Genomic DNA, 18,353 nt, shown 5'->3' on the forward strand with positions numbered 1-18,353 from the left:
GTTTTTCGGATCAGCGAAAAACTCCACAATGGCAAACAGGGCTTTGCCCTAACAACAAAACAGGCACATAGTCCCGGATATCCGGTATATGTGCCTGTGAAGCGTGTAAAATTATGTAAGATTCTTAATCCATTTATATTTCTTATAATGTTTATAGACCACCGGCAGTTTAATGATCTCGTCCAGATTGAGTACAAAGTAGACAACCATAACCGGCAGTTTCAGGATAAATGCGCAGATGCATCCCAGAGGAACAGTGATACGGCTGACATGGCATCCTGGCTTAACTTTCCCAGCATGATCGCATCACATGCTCCGACCAGGGCTGTCATGAACTGCTGAAGTGCAATCGGAAGTGCCAGCCTGACTATTTCTTTTCGTAAACTTCGTTTACGCTCATCCATTATCTTTTTTGCTCCTGTATAAAATATTAATGATACTCATCAGTCAATTTTCAGAATCATATTCAGGATTCTTCTTGCGCTGAGACGGATCTCTGCTTCAGTAATAAATCCTTTTTCGTATGCTTCTTTTATGCGTTCCGGATATCCTGCTGCCATCTTGATATCGTTTCCTGCCTTTGTCTCACGGTAGTGTTCTCCAAATGTCCACCAGTCTGTTGTAACCAGTCCGTCGAATCCCCATTCATCCCGGAGAATACCTGTCAGGAGTTCTTTGTTCTCTGAAGCGTGGATGCCGTTGATCAGGTTATAGGAGGACATAATTGTATATGGATGAGCCTCTTTTACAATGATCTCAAACTGTTTCAGATAAATCTCACGGAGTGCTCTCTCTGATACTCTGGAATCAGAATCCTTACGGTTTGTCTCCTTATTATTGGCTGCAAAATGCTTCACACTTGCTCCGATATGCTGAGACTGGATGCCTCTTACCATAGCTGCACCTGTCTTTCCTGCAAGGTACGGATCTTCAGAATAATACTCAAAGTTACGGCCACAGAGCGGGCTTCTGTGAATGTTGCAGGCAGGAGTAAGCCAGATACTGATATTATTTTCTTTTACTTCTTCCGCTCCTGCTTTACCAACTTTCTCTACCAGTTCTTCATCCCAGGTGCTGGCAAGAAGTGTGGCACATGGCCAGGCAGTTGTGTTCACTCCGCATTTCGGAAGAATACGAAGTCCGGCTGGTCCGTCTGCAGTCATCACATTCGGGACTCCGTATTCCGGAAGATTTCCCATTCCAAATGTATTGGCACATCCTGTGTTTGGCTGTCCGCCAAGGAGATTGATACAGTCATCCAATGTCAGGACATCCATAAACTCATCCAATGTCATTTTACCATCTGCTACATCAGAGAAGCGAACTCCCTTGGAATCAAGAAAATCAAGAAAGTCTATTCCTTTTTGTCCTCTTGTATCAGGGCATGGAAGACCGATGGCATATTTATCCTGTCTCGGAAGTCCTTCTTCTTCCACATATTCACGCTGTGGAAGTTCCTCATAAGAACCGTCCGCAAGCATACGTTTCTGAAGATGATATGGTGCTGCCTTCCGGCTTAACTGCTCAGTTACTGTATCTTCTTTTACTACATATGTAAAGTCAATCTTCGCTGCATCTCTTACGTTTGTACCAATATAGATTGCATATTCTCCTGCTTCCAGAACATATGCAGACTTGCATACTTTGCCCAGATCATCGTAAGACGCCATCTGATTTACAGGAAGTTTCAGGGTAAGAATCTGTCGTTCACCCGGCTGAAGAATGCTGGTCTTTTTGAATGCTCCCAGCACTTTCGCAGGCTTTCCGAGTTTACCCTGTGGTGCTCCGTAATAAAGCTGGACAACTTCTTTTCCTGCTGTTTTTCCTGTATTGGTTACTTCAGTAAGAACCGTGATCACACCGTTTTCTTCGGAAGCACCAGTCATCTTCCAGTCGAAATCTGTGTAGGAAAGTCCAAATCCAAACGGATAATTTACTCTCTCCGCTGCACCCGGAATTGTCTCAAAGTAACGGTATCCTACATAAATATCTTCTGTATAATCTACATAGAATGCAGACTCATGGAAGTTTACTGTGGATGGATAATCTTCCAGATCTTTTGCATAAGTATCGGATAATTTACCGGATGGATTAACATCACCACAAAGTATATCTGCTGTTGCAAGACCACCTTCCATACCGCCCTGCCATGCCATCAGTACTGACTGGATCTCATCACAGTCTCTGAACCATTTCGTGTCCACGATACCGCCAACATTCATCACTACGATTACATGTGGGAATGCTTTCTTTACTTTCTCTACCATGGCATTCTCTGCATTTGTCAGGCAGAAATCACCGTTTTCAAAAATCTTCGCTGACAACTCGGAGTTTCTTTTTTCCTCTCCGTCAAGAACGTATCCATCCTGTGCTGCTTCACATTTTCTGTCCCATCCTTCGCCTGAAAAACGGCAAATGGTAATTACTGCAGTATCTGTATATTCTCGCGCTTCATTCAGAAGTTCATCCGGAAGCTCCGGCTCAACTGTCATACCTGGTACTGCACCATCTGCGTATTGTTTCTGAATATCTTTTTCATAATATTTCGCAAGTTTATCGAAAACTTCTACTTTTCCCTCATCCTCTTTAATCTTCATGCCCTCATAAAGATTACGGATATATTCTACAGTTACATCGCCACTTCCTCCGCCGCCTTTTACGTAGTCTACAGTACCCTTACCAAAGAGTGCGACTTTCGTCCCTCTCCGAATCGGAAGTGCATTTTTCTCATTTTTCAGAAGGACCATTCCCTCTCCTGCTGCCATTCTGGAAAGTGCAATGTGTTCTTTACTTCCTGTAACTCTCCGTCCATCTTCTCCCAGCGGAAGCACAGGCTGGAAGAAGCTTCTCTGCCATTTTGCCATTATCTTAATTCTCCTTTAATTCTCCTTAGTCAAGCAGATAAAATCATCCGCTTCGCTACTTGCTTGATTTGGTTAAAGTTCTTCCTTCAAAAATGCAAAAGGTTCTTCATCCTGAAGGAAATGCATAAGCTGATATGCACACATGATTGCTACATTTTCTTCACGCAGAATCCTCTTTACTTCTTCTCTGTCAGCAAGTACAACTTCAATTTCCTCTGTGTCTTCCTGTGCATCTTTACTGATTTCACCTTCCGCATATCCATAAACAGTTGCGCAGGATTCATCTGTCATGCCAACCGTTGTGAAATAAGGTTTCTCAAATGCAGGATCTACTTTCAGCGGTGTGAATTTCAGTCCTGTTTCCTCGTACATTTCTCTTACTGCACCCTCATGGAATTCTTCGTTCGATTCTACCAGACCTGCCGGGAATTCGTAGATATATTCGCCAATTGCGTATCTGTACTGACGTACTAATACAACTCTGTCTCTCTTTTCCCCATAAAGACTGTAAATGATCACGCCATCCGGAGTGTTTTTACCTGTTTTTATCTTTAATTCGTTAATACTCTTCGCACGGGATGCCACGAAATATGACACAGGAGTGTTGTGAATGCTTGTTGCATTTAAATGGTACAAATTTAAAAATTTACAATCTGTCAGTTTTTCAATATTGTGTATCTGTCCCATAATGGATACTTCCTTTCGCTTTCTATACCTTCGCTGATTATTACAGCCAGTTTTCTTCTATCTCTGTTTTTAGTTCGCAAAACATCTGATAAAACTCTTCTTTTGCATCAGCTATAATTCCTAACGCAATTTTCTGATTGTAAGAATGTGTAACATTATTTCTTGCCTGCAATGCACGAAGCCACTGCTCCTCATCTCTTATCATTCCTGCTTTATAGGCAGTCTTCAGAATGATTTTCGGTGAACCTGTTGCTCCCTCTGCATATCCATGAATCTCCAGTATTTCTTTCATCATTTTCCATGACTGCTCAAAACAAATTTCATACAATCCTACGAGTCCGGTAATCACTACATTATCATATGGTTCTTCATAATTATAAATATCTTTCATGTTAGACAGTGCATTGCAGAAATTCTCATATTTTCTCATACAAAATCCTCCCTTCCTTCTCTATAGATTCTCTTAATTCATCCTGCATGTCACGATCAAGATTTACAATATCATACTCCAGAAGAGTACTTGTCTCTTCATCCACATCTAACGCAAACCTTGCAAAATCTCCTCCTGTGACTGCAATATCTATATCACTTGTTCTTCTGAAATCTCCTCTTGCTCTCGAACCAAAAAGAATTACTTTTTCAATATCATATTTTTGCGCAAGGTTTCGGATTTCTTCTATAACTTCCGGTCTGATTCCTGTATCATTCATTTTATAAACCTCACATTCCGATGTTTATATCGTCTGTTTTATCTTACCATATTATCGTATCTTTTTTAAGTCTGTCTGACAATTTCCGTAATTATTTTTTACACATAAAAAGAAGAACAGCCGCAGATTTTTCATCATACGGCTGTTCTTCTTTTTTATTTATTGTGCTGCCAATTTATTTATTCTTTATCAGATATAAAATCAATCTCCCTTGAGCACCACGCGGATTCTCTTATAAATCAGGAATACGATCAGGGATGTCAGAGCATATTTGAATATGTTGAATGGGAAAATGATCATTGCTGCAAATGTAAGAAGATTATTTACAGAACTGTGTACTGCACTTCCCATTTCGATAAATGCTTCTACCGGCATTCCAAAAGCCTTTCCGTATGCCGGAAGTAACACGAATGCATTGATAAAGCATGCAACTACTGCTGTAAGTACGGTTCCAACTGCCATTCCGATCACTGCATGTTTTCTGCTCTTAACAGATTTATAGCGGTAGATCAGACCTGCCGGAACTGCAAATGTACATCCAAAGATGAAGTTTGCCACATCGCCTACACCTGCTGTCATAGAGCCCTTTGTTACCAGATGCACAAGAATCTTCACCAGCTCGATCAGTACACCTGCGATCGGTCCCATTGCAAATGAGCCAACCAGTACCGGGATTTCTGAAAAATCCAGCTGATAAAAAGTCGGTGCCAGGAAAGGAAGCGGAAACTCCAGATTCATTAAAATTCCTGCGATAGCGCCAAGCATGGCTATCTGTGTAATGGTTCTCGTCTTACTCCTCGCCATCGCATTTCCATTTCTTAATACCTGTTCACTCATACTGTTTCTCTCCTTTGAAATTATTCTTTATGGATATGTCTCATATCCTGTTAAAAGAAAATTCCACAAGCTTTTTATATAATGAAGATTCTCTTCAACATATAAAAAACCCCGGATCATATCCGGGGTAATGAGCACGTATGGTAAATATCGCGTGTTCTTCTCTCATCCAGACTATACTGTCGGTCCTGGAATTCCACCAGATCAGCCGCCGAAGCGGGTCGCGGACTATAACCGCCGGTAGGGAATCTCAGCTGATGCTGATCACCACAACCCCGAAGAATTTTCTTTTATTTGCGTCTGATTATACTACATACAGATATCTATTGTCAATACAACTATTCCATTACGCTCCTCTATTGACTTTGCTTTTCCAGGCTATTATAATAAATCCAGAAAACGAAAGGAGGTTTTCAATATGAAAACATGGACAAAGAAGTTCCAGAAAATGTTAACACTGATACTTGCCATCTGCCTCGTTACCGGCTGCATGGGATTCTCAAATGTGCAGGCAGCTACCGGAAAGTCAGGTACAACCTACTATGATACCTGCATAAATGGAAAAAAAGGCGGAACAATAACAACCAATGGCACAAAATACTATATGTCAGGCACAAGAAAGGCTATATGTAAGGGGAACACTCTGACAATGTATGCGTCATTTAATACTTCCAAAAACGGAATATTAAACAGCCAAAACAAAAAAGCATATATAAAATACGGAAAACATACATTTAAACTTACTTCCAAGACCAAATACTATTTTTCCGGAGGTGAAGCTCCCAACGATTATTGCTCAAAATCCGCTTTCATGTCTACCATGAGAAGCATGAATGGATTAGGTCTGCGCATTAAGGTAACCAATGGAAAAGTTGTTGAGATGTCTTTCAATTCATGATACCACAAAAGCCGCAAAGCTAGAAATTCCCACTTTACGGCTTTTGTTTAACTTGTCATTATTTTTTCCGAAACCATTCTTTTTTCTCTGTTCTCACAACCCATCCCTGAGAAGATTTTCATCTCATCAGGCACTTTTCATAAGTCAGACGAATATTTGTAATATTAAAGCAGGAGACTCACTTCATTGATAAAATTTTACTCTGCCTGATCAATATTATCAACCCTACAGCCCGCTAATACAACCATTCCAGGATTAGAAAAACAGGAAATCACTGCCAGACAAATGAAAAATATATAATATCCCGGTATTTTGTAGTTCATAAGTATTGCTGCCATAGTTTTCACCTCGCTTATGTACAATCTTCTTTGATAATTGACGAACTACTGAGAATATGCTTTAATGGATTTAGCATAAATACTTCAGGAGAACAAACATAGTTCTCAACTATGCTTCTACACCAACGATACATGTATCATATCTCACAGAAAGAAATGGGGGAACACAAATGGGACTTATAGCTATCAGCAGCATGGTATTCTTAGGTGGTATGTATCTGATGATTGCATTCGCATGGTGGCTTCTGCAGATTATTGCCAACTGGAGAATCTTTACCAAAGCAGGGGAGGCCGGATGGAAAAGTATTATTCCAATATATGGCGATTATATTTCTTATAAAATCGCATGGCAACCTGCATATTTCTGGCTGACATTGGTTCTTGGAATCGTATCTTCCTGCTTACAGGGAACTCTTGAAACAAACGACAGTTTAATGATCTCCATGATCATCGTACTGATCAAAATCATACTTGCCATAATCAGCATTATGTACAGTGTTAAGCTTGCAAGAGCTTTTGGCAGAGGCACAGGATTCGCCATTGGCCTTATCTTCTTACAGCCAATCTTCATGCTGATCCTTGGCTTCGGCGATGACAGATATTATGGAGCAGATAAATAGGTATACATTAAAATAAGAAGTTAAAGCAAGAAGATATATACTGGCAAGCACTTTTTATACTCTATCAGCATTCTCCTCTAAATAAAAGCAAAAATACCCTTTCGTCATGTCATACGAAAGGGTATTTTTTTCAGACTATTTTATTTTTTGTAAAGCACAAACGCCTCATATGGATTCAGGATGATTTTCCTGTCAAATACTTTTCTTCCCATATTCGTAATCAGGCACTGAGATCCTTCTGCGAATGTTTCCGGAAGTTCCATTTCCGCTTCCTGTGCACTGAAATTGCATACTGTGAGCAGCTTCTCTGATCCAAGCTTTCTTATGTAAGCGAATATCTGATCATGGTCACGGTACAGAGCCTCAAATTCTCCGTACACAATGATGTCCATTTCTTTACGCAGACGAATCAGCTTCTGATAATAATGGAAAACAGAGTCCGGATCTTTTAACTGATATGCTGCATTGATCTGCTGGTAATTTGGATTTACCTTGATCCATGGTTCCCCTGTAGTGAAACCTGCACCTGCGGAAGTGTCCCACTGCATAGGTGTTCTGGCATTATCGCGGCTTCTGAGCATCAGGCATTTCATCATATACTCCGGTGTCAGTCTGCCTGTCTCTGTCAGCTCAGTGAAATAATGAAGGCTCTCGATATCGCGGTAGTCCTCCAGCTTGTCGAAATAGATGTTAGTCATTCCAAGCTCTTCACCCTGATAAACATAAGGGGTTCCCTGCATCATATGAAGACAGGTCGCCAGCATCTTGGCTGAAATATCGCGGTAAGCAGGATTGTCATTTCCAAATCTGGATACACTTCTTGGCTGGTCATGGTTGCCAAGGAAAAGGCTGTTCCATGCTTTTCCTGCCAGTTCTTCCTGCCATTTGATCATGATTTTCTTGAACTCTTTGAAATCATACCGTTCTGTGGTCCACTTGCCATAATCACCGCCGCCGATTTCTACATGCTCAAACTGGAATACCATATTCAGTTCTTCTCTGTCATCACCTGCGTATTTCTGTGCTTCCTCAATGGTAACTCCTGAGGTTTCCCCCACAGTCATCACATCATATTTGGAAAGAACTTCCTGATTCATTTCATGCAGGAATTCGTGGATTCTTGGACCATGAACACTGTACGGACCGAAATCACCATACAATCCGTTATTCATCTCCCCGTCAGGAAATTCCTGATCTTTGGAGATCATGCTGATAACATCCATACGGAAACCGTCGATTCCCTTTTCACACCAGAAGTTCATCATATCATAAACTTCCCGACGAACCTTGTCGTTCTCCCAGTTCAGATCCGGCTGCTTCTTGGAGAACAGATGAAGATAATACATATCTGTCTGTGCGTCATATTCCCAGGCTGAACCGCCAAATACTCCGCCCCAGTTATTTGGTTCCTTACCATTCACCGGATTTCTCCAGATATAATAGTCGCGGTAAGGATTGTCTTTGGATTTACGGCTCTCGATAAACCAGGAATGTTCATCAGAAGTATGGTTTACAACCAAATCCATAAGAATCTTAATTCCTCTTTTGTGTGCTTCTGCAAGGAGAGTTTCATAATCCTCCATGGTTCCGTAATCTTTGTAGATCTTTCTGTAATCAGAAATATCATAGCCATTATCATCCTGCGGAGACTCAAGCATAGGAGAAATCCAGAGAACATTCACACCTAACTCCTTCAAATAGTCAAGCTTCTCAATAATTCCTCTGATATCCCCGATTCCGTCTCCATTACTGTCTTTAAAGCTTTTGGGATATATCTGATAAACAACACTTTCTTTCCACCAGGTTTTCTTCATAAACGTAAGCCTCCTGTTTGTATTTCTCAAGTTTATTGATGTGTTATTTTACTGCACCGGCAACAACACCGTTCATGATCCACTTCTGGCAGAAGATATATACGATCAGTACAGGTGCCAGTACAAGCAGATAAGAGGCAAATGCCAGATTATAGTCTACAGAGAACTGGCTCTTGAATACATACTGTGCAAGCTGTAAGGTCTGCTGGCTCTCATCACTTAAGAGTACCAGTGGCATACTGAAGTCGTTCCATGTCCACATAAAGGAAAGGATTGCTACTGTTGCTGTAGTTGGTTTTAATACCGGGAAAATGACCCGGCTGAAAATCTGGATGGGGTTGGCACCATCGATCATTGCTGCTTCATCCAGTGCTTCCGGTATCGCCTTGATTGCACCTGTATAAAGGAAGGTATTCATGGGCAGACCGAAGATAATATAAAGAAAACTAATACCGTAAATATTATCCAGATGGAAGGTATTCGCCTGTACAACCAATGGAAGCATGATTACCTGGAACGGGATAAACATGGCACTGATAAAGTAGTAATACATAATGGAAAAGAATTTACTCTTTTTCCTGTTTCTGGTTATTGCATACGCTGCAAAGGAGTTTGTGATCAATGTAAAGAACAGGTTGATCACTGTAATAAATGCAGTGTTAAAAAATTTCTGTGGGAAATTTGTCATCACCCAGGCATCCACGAAGTTCTGCAGACGCAGCTTTCTGGGTAATGCCAGTATGTTATTCATGTCAGACGGATCCTTGATTGCGATCATCAGTGCCATATACAGAGGCAAAAGAATAATCAGCACAATTCCTATGATAAGAAGAATCGTTACAGGCCAGTTGTAACGTTCTTTTACCTTCGCTACACCCTGTTTCATCCTAACTTCTCCTCTCTCTTCTCAAGTATACGAAGCTGTAATACAGAAATCAGCACAACTACAATAAAAAGCACAACTGCATTGGCTGACTGGTAGGCGAACTGTCCTCCACCGAATCCCTTCTTATAGATCAGGACTGCAATGGAAGTAGTTGCTGTTCCAGGTCCACCATCTGTCATGGCCATGATCTGATCGTAAACCATCAGGTAACCTTTGGCAGAGAGCACCATATTAATGGTAAAGGACGGTGCCAGAAGAGGGAATGTGATCTTGCTGAAACGCTTGAAGCCTGTAGCTCCGTCCAGGTCAGCAGCTTCATATACATCTGTATCAATAGACTGGAGTCCTGCAATATAGATCAGTGTATTAAATGCACATCCGATCCACAGAGATACTGCAATGATTCCCCAGATCGCATTGTTGGTACCCAGAATATTCACACTGAGAGCCTTGATTCCCAGAGCTTTTCCAAGCTCCGGAACCAGGTTTGCAAAAATATAGTTAAAGATGAATCCCACGATCAGACTCCCCAGCATATACGGCAGGAAATAAAACGCTTTAATCGTATTTTTGAATTTAATCTTTGCATTTAATGCGCATGCAAGCACAAGACTGATCACATTAACCAGGATCGTAGTGATCACAGCAAATTTAAAGGTGAAAATGTAAGCATTTCCTGTATCTGCATCTACAAACATATGCAGATAATTACGCAGCCCTACGAAATTCCACTCTCCGTATCCTCTCCAGTCAGTAAAGCTGTAGAACACACCTTTCAGGAAAGGAATTGTATGGAAGATGAAAAATAATACTGCAAGAATACCAACATAAATATAGTAAATTTTGTTGACAGCAGGTCTTTTACGATTCGCTGCTTTCTTCATAGGCTCATCCCCTCACTTAATCTACATTCGCAACATCATATTTCTCATCACACTGTTTCAGGAACTGATCGATGTTTTCCTTATCATCCATTCCATTTGCACGATTTAAACTAAATCCAGCAACCAGTGCGGCCATATCCAGTCCTGATGGATAGTAGTGGTCTTCAAAGTTAGCAACTTTACCATTGCTGATGTCTTCCTGTACGCCTGATACTGCTTCATCACTCTGCTCTACACCCTTTAATGCGGAGAATGAGAACTGCTCATCAATATAAGTCTGTATATTTTCTTTTTCCATCATAAAGGAAACGAAATCTTTGGCTGCATCTACATTAGAGCTGCTCTTACTTACGCCCAGAAGCACATCCACACCTGAGGTAACCTTGTTCTGGGATTCATCATTGGAAGACGGCAGTGCAAACATGTTTATTTTTACATCCGGATTAGCATTACGGTACTGGCTGATTGCCCAGTTTCCGTTGATGATCATTACAGCGTCACCGTTGGCAAATTTCTTGTTTCCGTCATCATAGCTAAGTCCCATGTAATCATCCTGTGCATAATCAAGAAGTGTCAGATATTTCTCTGCAATCTCCTCATGTGTTCCCACAAATGTTGTCTTGCCTGCTTTGCGGTCATCCGCGAAGCTCTCCGGTGCAAGGTCTGCTGCTATGGAGTTCCACGGTGCAAGTGCTGTCCATGCGTCTTTGTAAGTCATCAGTAATGGCTGCTCGCCTGCATCCTTGATTTTCTGCAGAACATCTATAAACTCATCCCAGGTCTTCGGAACTTCCAGTCCAAGCTCTTCGAATTTCTCTGTATTGTAGATAACACCGGAAGCATTTGTAGCAAATGGAACACCATATATTGTCTCTTCTTTGTCCTTATTTACATCGTAAACCATGTCAATATAGGCTTCCTGTACATCCTTGATATAATCCTGATCACCCAGGTCAAGCAGCATACCTGCACCCTCAACCTCAGTGTAGTTGTTATCGCCGCCCATTGCTACGATGTCAGGCATATCATTCTTTGCCATTCTGGTCTTTAATACTGTTCCTGCATCCGGCGGAGCAGTAACCTTTACTGTCACATCGTCATGGCTTTCATTATATTTGTCTACCAGTTTCTGAATCGTATCCTTGTTCTCAGGTTTTGTGGAAAAAAGTTCCAGTTCTGTTTTACCTGAACTTTTCGCTGAAGATCCTGCGTCAGATGAACCGCCGCATCCTGTTAATGTGCCGGCAAGCAAAGTACCAATTACCAATGTGCTTATTATTTTTTTATACATTTTTTCTCCTCCATAATTTAATTTTCATTAACTACGAAGGCTGCGCAACCTCTGTTTTCCCTTGGTGACTTTATCATAACGCAGTCTGTCTGTAAAAATCAACAGGTTTCTCGGGAAACTTAAATTTCACACAAAATTCACGATCTATTTTTGTGCATATCATACAATAATCAGTATGTTTTTACACTGTTAACCCAACCAGATAAGTTCTGTAAATTGTAAAAGAGAGCCTGCTATTCCTTCACAGACTCTCTTTTTATCAGCCGCACCGGGCTCTTGATATTCATTTCTTTTAAAGTTTCTCCCTCTATCATCCGGTGCAGACGACGCAGGGAGATCACGCCCTTCTGGTGGATATCCTGATGAACCGTAGTCAGCCTGGGACGGACAAACTCCGCATAAATATTGTCATCATAACCTACTATGGAAATCTGATCCGGAACCTTAATCCCATGGTCAAAGAAATAGTTCATAGCCTCAATCGCTCCGTAATCCGAAGAAAACGCCAGTGCCTTTACTTCAAGGAAACGAGGAAGCAGTTCTTCATATCTGCTAAGGCGCTGTCTCTTCTCCCCCGGAACTACGATCAGACGGGATTTGCTGCAGAAACCGCCCTGCTTTTCCATAGCCTGTTTGAATCCATTCCATCTGCGGGAATCACTGTCCTTATCTGTCTCTGCGATAAACAATGCCCTGTGATATCCACAGGAATACAGGTATTCTCCAACCTGATATCCACCGGAATAATCGTCAACTCCTACATTCTGGAAGGTGTATTCCCCTTCCGGATATGCATCGATCAATATCATCTTTTTGTTCAGTTTTCTGGACAGCTGTCTGTATCGTTCCTCATCATATCCCAGAATGATCAGACCCTCAACATTCCACCTGGAAGCCATGTCTACTACATCTTCAATTTTTTCTCCACCGATAAGCATGACGAAATAACCTTTCCGTTCTGCTTCTGTCTGTATGGTTCCTATCAGCTCTCCCACAAAGGAATCCTGCAGAGACTGCATTCCATGAGCAGTGGCAAATCCAAGCACTACTCCGATGATTCTGGAGCCATGACCTGACAACATCACAGATCCCATATGTGGAACATAATTCTGTTCTTTCAGAATGCGGGTAATCTTATCTATGGTTTCCTGAGACACTCTCTTGGTATTTCCATTGATCACATTGGAAACCGTAGTCCGGCTCACCCCCGCCATATCTGCAATATCCTGAAGTCTGATCATTTAAACGCCTCCTGTTTTACGATATTTTATAGATTCATACAATCGTGTTAAAGATATCCTTTTCTATAAAATGTTTATACCATATATATGTTTTTAAGTAAACTTCCGTTCTTATATTATTATAAAAACGCAGGCATAGCGAGCTACGCTGAGGCTTTTATACCCGTGCAATCGGATTCGCAGACAAGCGAATGGTATAGTTTTTTCCAGATTGAAACAAAATTGCGCGTCTGACTCTCTTCATTGGAAAATAACGAGAATGCGACGCGCAGTTATTCAAAGGATGAACTGAATGATACTTTTATTCTTCATCCGCATGATAAATTCCCACATAGCCCTGCGGTTCTACTCTAACAATCTGCTCGACTTCCTCCGTTTTCTCCGGGAAGTCCGCTTCTGTGTCAACTACCCATCACCTAAAGGTAATGGGCTTGTAACTGCCCAGTCGTAGTAACGGCTTACGCCTCCGACCTTTTATCCCCAATAGGCATTGCTGCCTAAAGTGGCGTTACATCATTGGGTGGTTGACAGCACCCTTTGTAGCAGAGTTTACTCTGTTACAACTGTATTAGGTACTTGGCTATCAGCAAGATAGTTTATTCCCATACGATACAGATTCATAGCTCCAATACGGTCATCATTAGACGTATAACCGCAGTTTTTGCAAGTAAACAAATGTATTTTCTTATTACGATTAGACTTTTCAGTATGTCCACAAGCAGGACAGCATTGACTGGTATAACGAGGATCCACCTTTATTACAGAAGATTGATTCTGCTTCGCTTTGTAAATCAGCTTCTGCTCAAGGTCATAAAAAGACCATGATACAGAAACATAGCGTTTTTTTGTTTTGACACGTTCTGTAACATTGCGAATACCAGTCAAATCTTCTAATACAAAGAGAGTATGCTTTGGATTACCGGTGGCGAGTGCCTTCGATACCTGATGGTTAATATCCTGCATCCAACGGTTTTCTCGCTGACCGATAGCTTTTAGTCTTCGCCTTGAGGATGGCGTATGTCGCATTTGAAGTTCTTTACGAAGCCTGGAATAATTAGCCCGTTTCTGTTTAATAGCTTTACCACTAACAAATCCAGACTTATGTTTACTGTCATAAGTTGCAACAACAAAGTTAATACCTCTGTCAATACCTACAACATTACAAATATCAGAAATATTACTTTCTTCAACCTCATAGGTAACTGGTATATGCAGATAGTATTTACCATGTTTATTTACAAGTTTGGCAGTACCAAACTTGTAAATAGAATGGTTAAAATACTTAGACATACCCTCAGCAAAATAAGGAAGTTTCACACGACCATTAAGCGTATTGACGGAAAAGCAGTTTTGAGTTAAAGAATAATCTCTGTTCCAAACCAGGTCGTACTGAGGTTTTTTAAAAGATGGTTTTATCCATTCATTCTGATTTTCAAGAATGGTCTTATATCTTGCGATAACCGTTTTAAAAACAGACTGCGCCATTTGTGATTTGAGACTGAACTTTTCTCTTAGAGTAGAGTACAAAATTTTATTGAGTGAGAACTGCTTTAGGTCATGTGTGCGGAATACATAATCTGAAACATAATTACAGGCATCACAATAAACAGACATTGTTTTATTAAGCAAAACTTTATCTGTATCAGTTGCAACTATCTGAACTTTTGCAGTTATAGTTATCTGTTCCATAAAATTTATTCCTCTCATTGATACTTCACTAGCAATAGTGTATACTAATATTTAGTGAACGTCAATAACTATCAGAGGTGATTTATGGATAATAGATATTATCGTCATAACAGACGAAAATACAGTCTGAAAGTACATATAGTTCTTGTAACCAAATACCGCAAACAACTACTACAAGGCTCTATTGCTGATGATGTGAAACAAAAGATTCTCGATATAGCTAATACTCGTGGCTACGAAATAATTGCTATGGAAACAGACAAAGACCATATACATTTTTGTTAAGTTATGATGCAACGGATAGAGTATGCGACATTGTTAAAATTGTAAAACAGGAAACAACATACTACTTATGGCAAAAGTATAATTCGGTCTTATCAAAACAATATTGGAAGAAAAAAATATTTTGGTCAGATGGTTATTTTGCTTGCAGCATTGGAGAAGTGTCATCAGCAACTATACAAAAATATATTGAGAGTCAAGGATAATAGATAACAATTTACAAGGCTCCTCCCACCGCCTAAAGGCAGTGGGTTTCCGCCCATGACAAACGAAAGGATTTATTTATGAATAAAATCTATCTGGATCAGGCCAGTACGTCTTTTCCCAAGGCACCATCTGTTGCACAGGCAGTTTATGATTACCTGTCAGGCTCTGCTGTGAATGTGAACCGGGGAGGATACCGGGCAGCTTATTCTGTGGAGGAACAGATTTTTGAAACAAGAGAACAGCTTCTGAGGCTCTTTCACTTTACTTCCGGAAAGGGTAAGAATGTTATTTTTACAGAAAATATCACTGCCAGTCTGAATGTTCTTCTGAAAGGACTTCTGAAACCCGGCGATCATGTACTTGTAACTGCCATGGAGCATAATGCAGTGATGCGTCCCCTTGTACAGCTGGAGAAACATGGAATTTCTTTTGACAGGATCCCATGCGCTTCTGACGGCAGTCTTCTGCTTGATAAAGCGACCGCACTCCTTCGTCCTGAGACTAAGCTTGTGGTCTGTCTTCATGCTTCTAATGTATGCGGAACTGTCATGCCAGCACAGGAAATCGGAGATTTCTGCAAAGAACATGGGCTTCTTTTTATTCTGGACACTGCACAGACGGCAGGAACCATTAACATTGATATGGAGAAATGTCACATAGACGCACTGGCATTTACAGGTCACAAGGGACTCAGAGGGCCACAGGGAACAGGTGGCTTTCTGATCCGCAATAAACTGGCAGCGCAGATTGAGCCTCTTATCAGCGGTGGAACAGGAAGTGCCTCTCATTCTGAAGAAGTACCGGCATTTCTTCCTGATCGTTTCGAGCCCGGAACTCCCAATATACCTGGGATTCTGGGACTTCATGCCGCACTCTGTGATCTGGAGAAACAGTCCATGGAAGAAATCCGCCAACATGAATTAATGCTGACACAATACTTTATAGATGGTATCCTGAATCTGGATCCTGAAGAAAAATTTCTGCGTATTATCGGTAAAAAAAATACTGAAAACCGTTGTGCAGTTGTATCTGTCCAGACCTTACATATGGACATGGCTCAGGCCGCCTTTGAGCTGGACAGTACTTACGGAATTATGACAAGAGTTGGCCTTCACTGTGCACCAAATGCCCATAAAACCCTTGGAACATACCCGAAAGGTACTCTCCGGTTTTCTTTCGGATCCGAGAATACAAAACAGGAACTGGATATTGCTTTAGCTGCATTATCTGCATTGCTATAAAAGGAGAGTTTCACAATGGAATTTAAACAATTAGAAGCATTCGTCGCTGTCGTGGACTACGGCAGCTTCTCAGAGGCAGCCCGCCGCCTCTATCTGACACAGCCTACGATCAGTGCGCATATACGTTCCCTGGAAGATGAACTGCATATGAAACTGATCATCCGTACTACAAAGAAAACAACGATCACAGCCAAAGGCTACCAGCTTTATGACAGTGCAGTCCGTATGCTGGAAATCAGAAATAACCTGCTTGAAAATTTTACAGGTGCCCACAAACATATGATAGATCTGGCTGCATCTACCATTCCTTCTTCTTATCTTTTGCCGGAATTGCTTGCTGCTTTCGGCAAAACGCACCCTGATGTTTATTTTCACTCCATACAGTCAGACAGTTCAGAATCCATCAGCCGGGTACTGGACGGAACTGTAGATCTGGCTCTGGTAGGCCAGAATACACGTGATGAAAGCTGCGTATTTATTCCTTTCTGCCATGATGAGCTGGTCATAGCAACTCCTGTAACAGATCACTATCTTGCACTCAAGGACAGAGAAACACCCGCTATTTTTCATGATTTCCTGAAAGATTCTATTATCCTCAGGGAAAAAGGCTCCGGCACAAAAAAAGAAATGGACCTTTTTCTGGAGCGCACAGGCATCACAACAGGCAATCTGAATGTGATCGCCCGCATGAATGACCTGGAAAGCATCAAAAAGTCCATTGTTAATGGTCTGGGAATCTCTATTCTTTCATCACGCTCTGTCAATGACCTGCAGAGGACAAAGCAGATTCTTGTCTTTCCGCTGGAGGAAGCTGCCCATAAGCGCAGTTTCTATATAGTCTACAGCAAAAACAGGATTCTGAACCCCCATGTAAAGCAGTTTGTACAGTTTGTGCGAGACTATTATATGTAACTGTTATCTGCCGGCTGAAAAAAAGAGAAAAATTGATAATCTTCATGTTCTCACAAATACCACTGATACTTCTGAGTAGCAGTCAGGCGAATATTGGTTATTGCACTTGATTTTGCGAATACATAAATAAGTCAAGGAGAAGCACAGGCTCCTCCTTGTCAGTCAGTTACAGATTTTTCTTCTTATAAATAAACCATGATGCTGCTACAGTAAACACCAGCAAATAAAGAAGCAGGATCCCAATACCAGCGTAATTCACCGCCTCACCTGATGAAATGCTTCTCATCAGATGGCTGGTCTGGGATAATGGCAAGGCTGATACAAACTTGCCTACAAATCCCGGAAGTTTCTCTGTTGAGAAAAAGGTGTTACACAAATATGCCATAGGCATAATGATATAATTGGAAAACCTCGGCACGTCTGCGTGGTTTTTTGCCAGAAAGGAGACCACCACGCCGATGGCTGAGAATACCGCTCCGTTCAGGAACATCACCAGAAAGGACCATCCGTTGAAAATCAGTCCTGTCTCAATAGGTGCTGTAAGAAGCAGTATGATTCCTCCTGCATACAGACCGCGCAGACTTCCCCCGATGATCTGTCCGGCAATAAACTGCCATAATGGTGTGGGGGAGATCATCACCTGATCAAAAGCCTTCTCATACAGTCTCTGTACGTTTAGGTTCTGCGCAATGGCGTTGAAGCTTCCGTTCATAGTTGTCAATGATACCACACCCGGAATCAGAAAGTTCAGGTATGGCTGTCCATGAGAAGTGGTCTGGATTCCCATTCCGAATACGATCAGATACATTAGCGGTGCGATCATTGCTGCCAGCGTGATCTTATAGAAGTCCCGGCGGAATTCTACCCACTTCTCCCATAATATTGTTATAATTCCCATACATTTTTCTCCAGATTATTCTAACTTTTTTCGCAGCCTCCGCAGGGGACTTCC

Annotated in this window: 17 protein-coding genes, 1 pseudogene and 1 riboswitch; of the genes and pseudogenes, 5 read left to right on the forward strand and 13 right to left on the reverse strand. The window is 41.4% G+C overall.

Going from position 1 to position 18,353, the window contains the following annotated elements:
- Positions 1 to 221: 221 nt before the first annotated feature.
- The 6 genes from LJE11_RS11385 to LJE11_RS11410 all read right to left on the reverse strand — a co-directional run bounded on the left by LJE11_RS11385 (position 222) and on the right by LJE11_RS11410 (position 5,098).
- Positions 222 to 404 carry a hypothetical protein gene (locus tag LJE11_RS11385; RefSeq protein WP_173697596.1) on the reverse strand — a complete coding sequence of 61 codons (183 nt, stop codon included), beginning with the start codon at positions 402 to 404 and terminating at the stop codon, positions 222 to 224.
- Between the two features lie 39 nt (positions 405 to 443).
- On the reverse strand, positions 444 to 2,864 hold the full coding sequence (locus tag LJE11_RS11390; protein ID WP_055152653.1) for a glycoside hydrolase family 3 protein: 2,421 nt from the start codon (positions 2,862 to 2,864) through the stop codon (positions 444 to 446).
- A 72-nt stretch (positions 2,865 to 2,936) separates the two neighbouring features.
- On the reverse strand, positions 2,937 to 3,551 hold the full coding sequence (locus LJE11_RS11395) for an NUDIX hydrolase (protein ID WP_055152655.1): 615 nt from the start codon (positions 3,549 to 3,551) through the stop codon (positions 2,937 to 2,939).
- Between the two features lie 40 nt (positions 3,552 to 3,591).
- Positions 3,592 to 3,981, reverse strand: a complete 390-nt coding sequence (locus tag LJE11_RS11400; protein WP_008706340.1) for an HI0074 family nucleotidyltransferase substrate-binding subunit — start codon at positions 3,979 to 3,981, stop codon at positions 3,592 to 3,594.
- Positions 3,968 to 4,261, reverse strand: coding sequence for a nucleotidyltransferase family protein (locus LJE11_RS11405; protein WP_008706339.1), 294 nt, complete (start codon positions 4,259 to 4,261; stop codon positions 3,968 to 3,970). Before LJE11_RS11405 ends, LJE11_RS11400 begins: the two co-directional genes overlap by 14 nt.
- Before the next feature lie 201 nt (positions 4,262 to 4,462).
- Complete coding sequence (locus LJE11_RS11410) at positions 4,463 to 5,098, reverse strand: ECF transporter S component (protein ID WP_026649844.1); 636 nt, start codon at positions 5,096 to 5,098, stop codon at positions 4,463 to 4,465.
- Positions 5,099 to 5,251: 153 nt separating this feature from the next.
- Positions 5,252 to 5,385: riboswitch (FMN riboswitch) on the reverse strand.
- A 131-nt stretch (positions 5,386 to 5,516) separates the two neighbouring features.
- Between LJE11_RS11410 and LJE11_RS11415 the strand changes: the two genes are divergently transcribed.
- Together LJE11_RS11415 and LJE11_RS11420 are read left to right on the forward strand one after the other, a co-directional pair.
- On the forward strand, positions 5,517 to 5,996 hold the full coding sequence (locus LJE11_RS11415; protein WP_055059016.1) for a hypothetical protein: 480 nt from the start codon (positions 5,517 to 5,519) through the stop codon (positions 5,994 to 5,996).
- 508 nt (positions 5,997 to 6,504) lie between these two features.
- A complete protein-coding gene (locus LJE11_RS11420; protein WP_022380036.1) occupies positions 6,505 to 6,954 on the forward strand; it encodes a DUF5684 domain-containing protein in 450 nt (149 codons plus the stop codon).
- 140 nt (positions 6,955 to 7,094) lie between these two features.
- Here the strand turns inward: LJE11_RS11420 and LJE11_RS11425 are convergent, their stop codons facing one another.
- The 6 genes from LJE11_RS11425 to LJE11_RS11450 form a co-directional block, all read right to left on the reverse strand.
- Entirely contained in the window at positions 7,095 to 8,768 is a 1,674-nt protein-coding gene (locus tag LJE11_RS11425) for a glycoside hydrolase family 13 protein (RefSeq protein WP_227295986.1), read from the reverse strand.
- Positions 8,769 to 8,811: 43 nt separating this feature from the next.
- Complete coding sequence (locus LJE11_RS11430; RefSeq protein WP_227295987.1) at positions 8,812 to 9,654, reverse strand: carbohydrate ABC transporter permease; 843 nt, start codon at positions 9,652 to 9,654, stop codon at positions 8,812 to 8,814.
- Complete coding sequence (locus LJE11_RS11435) at positions 9,651 to 10,538, reverse strand: carbohydrate ABC transporter permease (RefSeq protein WP_026649841.1); 888 nt, start codon at positions 10,536 to 10,538, stop codon at positions 9,651 to 9,653. Before LJE11_RS11435 ends, LJE11_RS11430 begins: the two co-directional genes overlap by 4 nt.
- Before the next feature lie 16 nt (positions 10,539 to 10,554).
- Entirely contained in the window at positions 10,555 to 11,829 is a 1,275-nt protein-coding gene (locus tag LJE11_RS11440) for an ABC transporter substrate-binding protein (RefSeq protein WP_177968989.1), read from the reverse strand.
- A gap of 233 nt (positions 11,830 to 12,062) precedes the next feature.
- Positions 12,063 to 13,070, reverse strand: coding sequence for a LacI family DNA-binding transcriptional regulator (locus LJE11_RS11445; protein ID WP_055154113.1), 1,008 nt, complete (start codon positions 13,068 to 13,070; stop codon positions 12,063 to 12,065).
- A gap of 549 nt (positions 13,071 to 13,619) precedes the next feature.
- Positions 13,620 to 14,759: an RNA-guided endonuclease TnpB family protein gene (locus tag LJE11_RS11450; protein WP_177968988.1), complete on the reverse strand. Its 1,140-nt coding sequence runs from the start codon at positions 14,757 to 14,759 to the stop codon at positions 13,620 to 13,622.
- 84 nt (positions 14,760 to 14,843) lie between these two features.
- On the opposite strand from LJE11_RS11450, the pseudogene tnpA reads away from it, so the two are divergent.
- From tnpA to LJE11_RS11465, 3 genes and pseudogenes are all read left to right on the forward strand, one after another.
- Positions 14,844 to 15,247 (forward strand): annotated as a pseudogene (gene tnpA, locus LJE11_RS20395) (IS200/IS605 family transposase).
- A 78-nt stretch (positions 15,248 to 15,325) separates the two neighbouring features.
- Positions 15,326 to 16,489 carry an aminotransferase class V-fold PLP-dependent enzyme gene (locus tag LJE11_RS11460; protein ID WP_227295988.1) on the forward strand — a complete coding sequence of 388 codons (1,164 nt, stop codon included), beginning with the start codon at positions 15,326 to 15,328 and terminating at the stop codon, positions 16,487 to 16,489.
- A 15-nt stretch (positions 16,490 to 16,504) separates the two neighbouring features.
- Positions 16,505 to 17,401 carry a selenium metabolism-associated LysR family transcriptional regulator gene (locus LJE11_RS11465; protein WP_227295990.1) on the forward strand — a complete coding sequence of 299 codons (897 nt, stop codon included), beginning with the start codon at positions 16,505 to 16,507 and terminating at the stop codon, positions 17,399 to 17,401.
- Between the two features lie 166 nt (positions 17,402 to 17,567).
- Here the strand turns inward: LJE11_RS11465 and LJE11_RS11470 are convergent, their stop codons facing one another.
- Complete coding sequence (locus LJE11_RS11470; RefSeq protein ID WP_118566667.1) at positions 17,568 to 18,299, reverse strand: ABC transporter permease; 732 nt, start codon at positions 18,297 to 18,299, stop codon at positions 17,568 to 17,570.
- Positions 18,300 to 18,353 lie beyond the last annotated feature (54 nt).

The sequence above is a fragment of the Blautia sp. DFI.1.216 genome, from assembly GCF_020594215.1.
Lineage (GTDB): Bacteria > Bacillota > Clostridia > Lachnospirales > Lachnospiraceae > Blautia_A > Blautia_A wexlerae.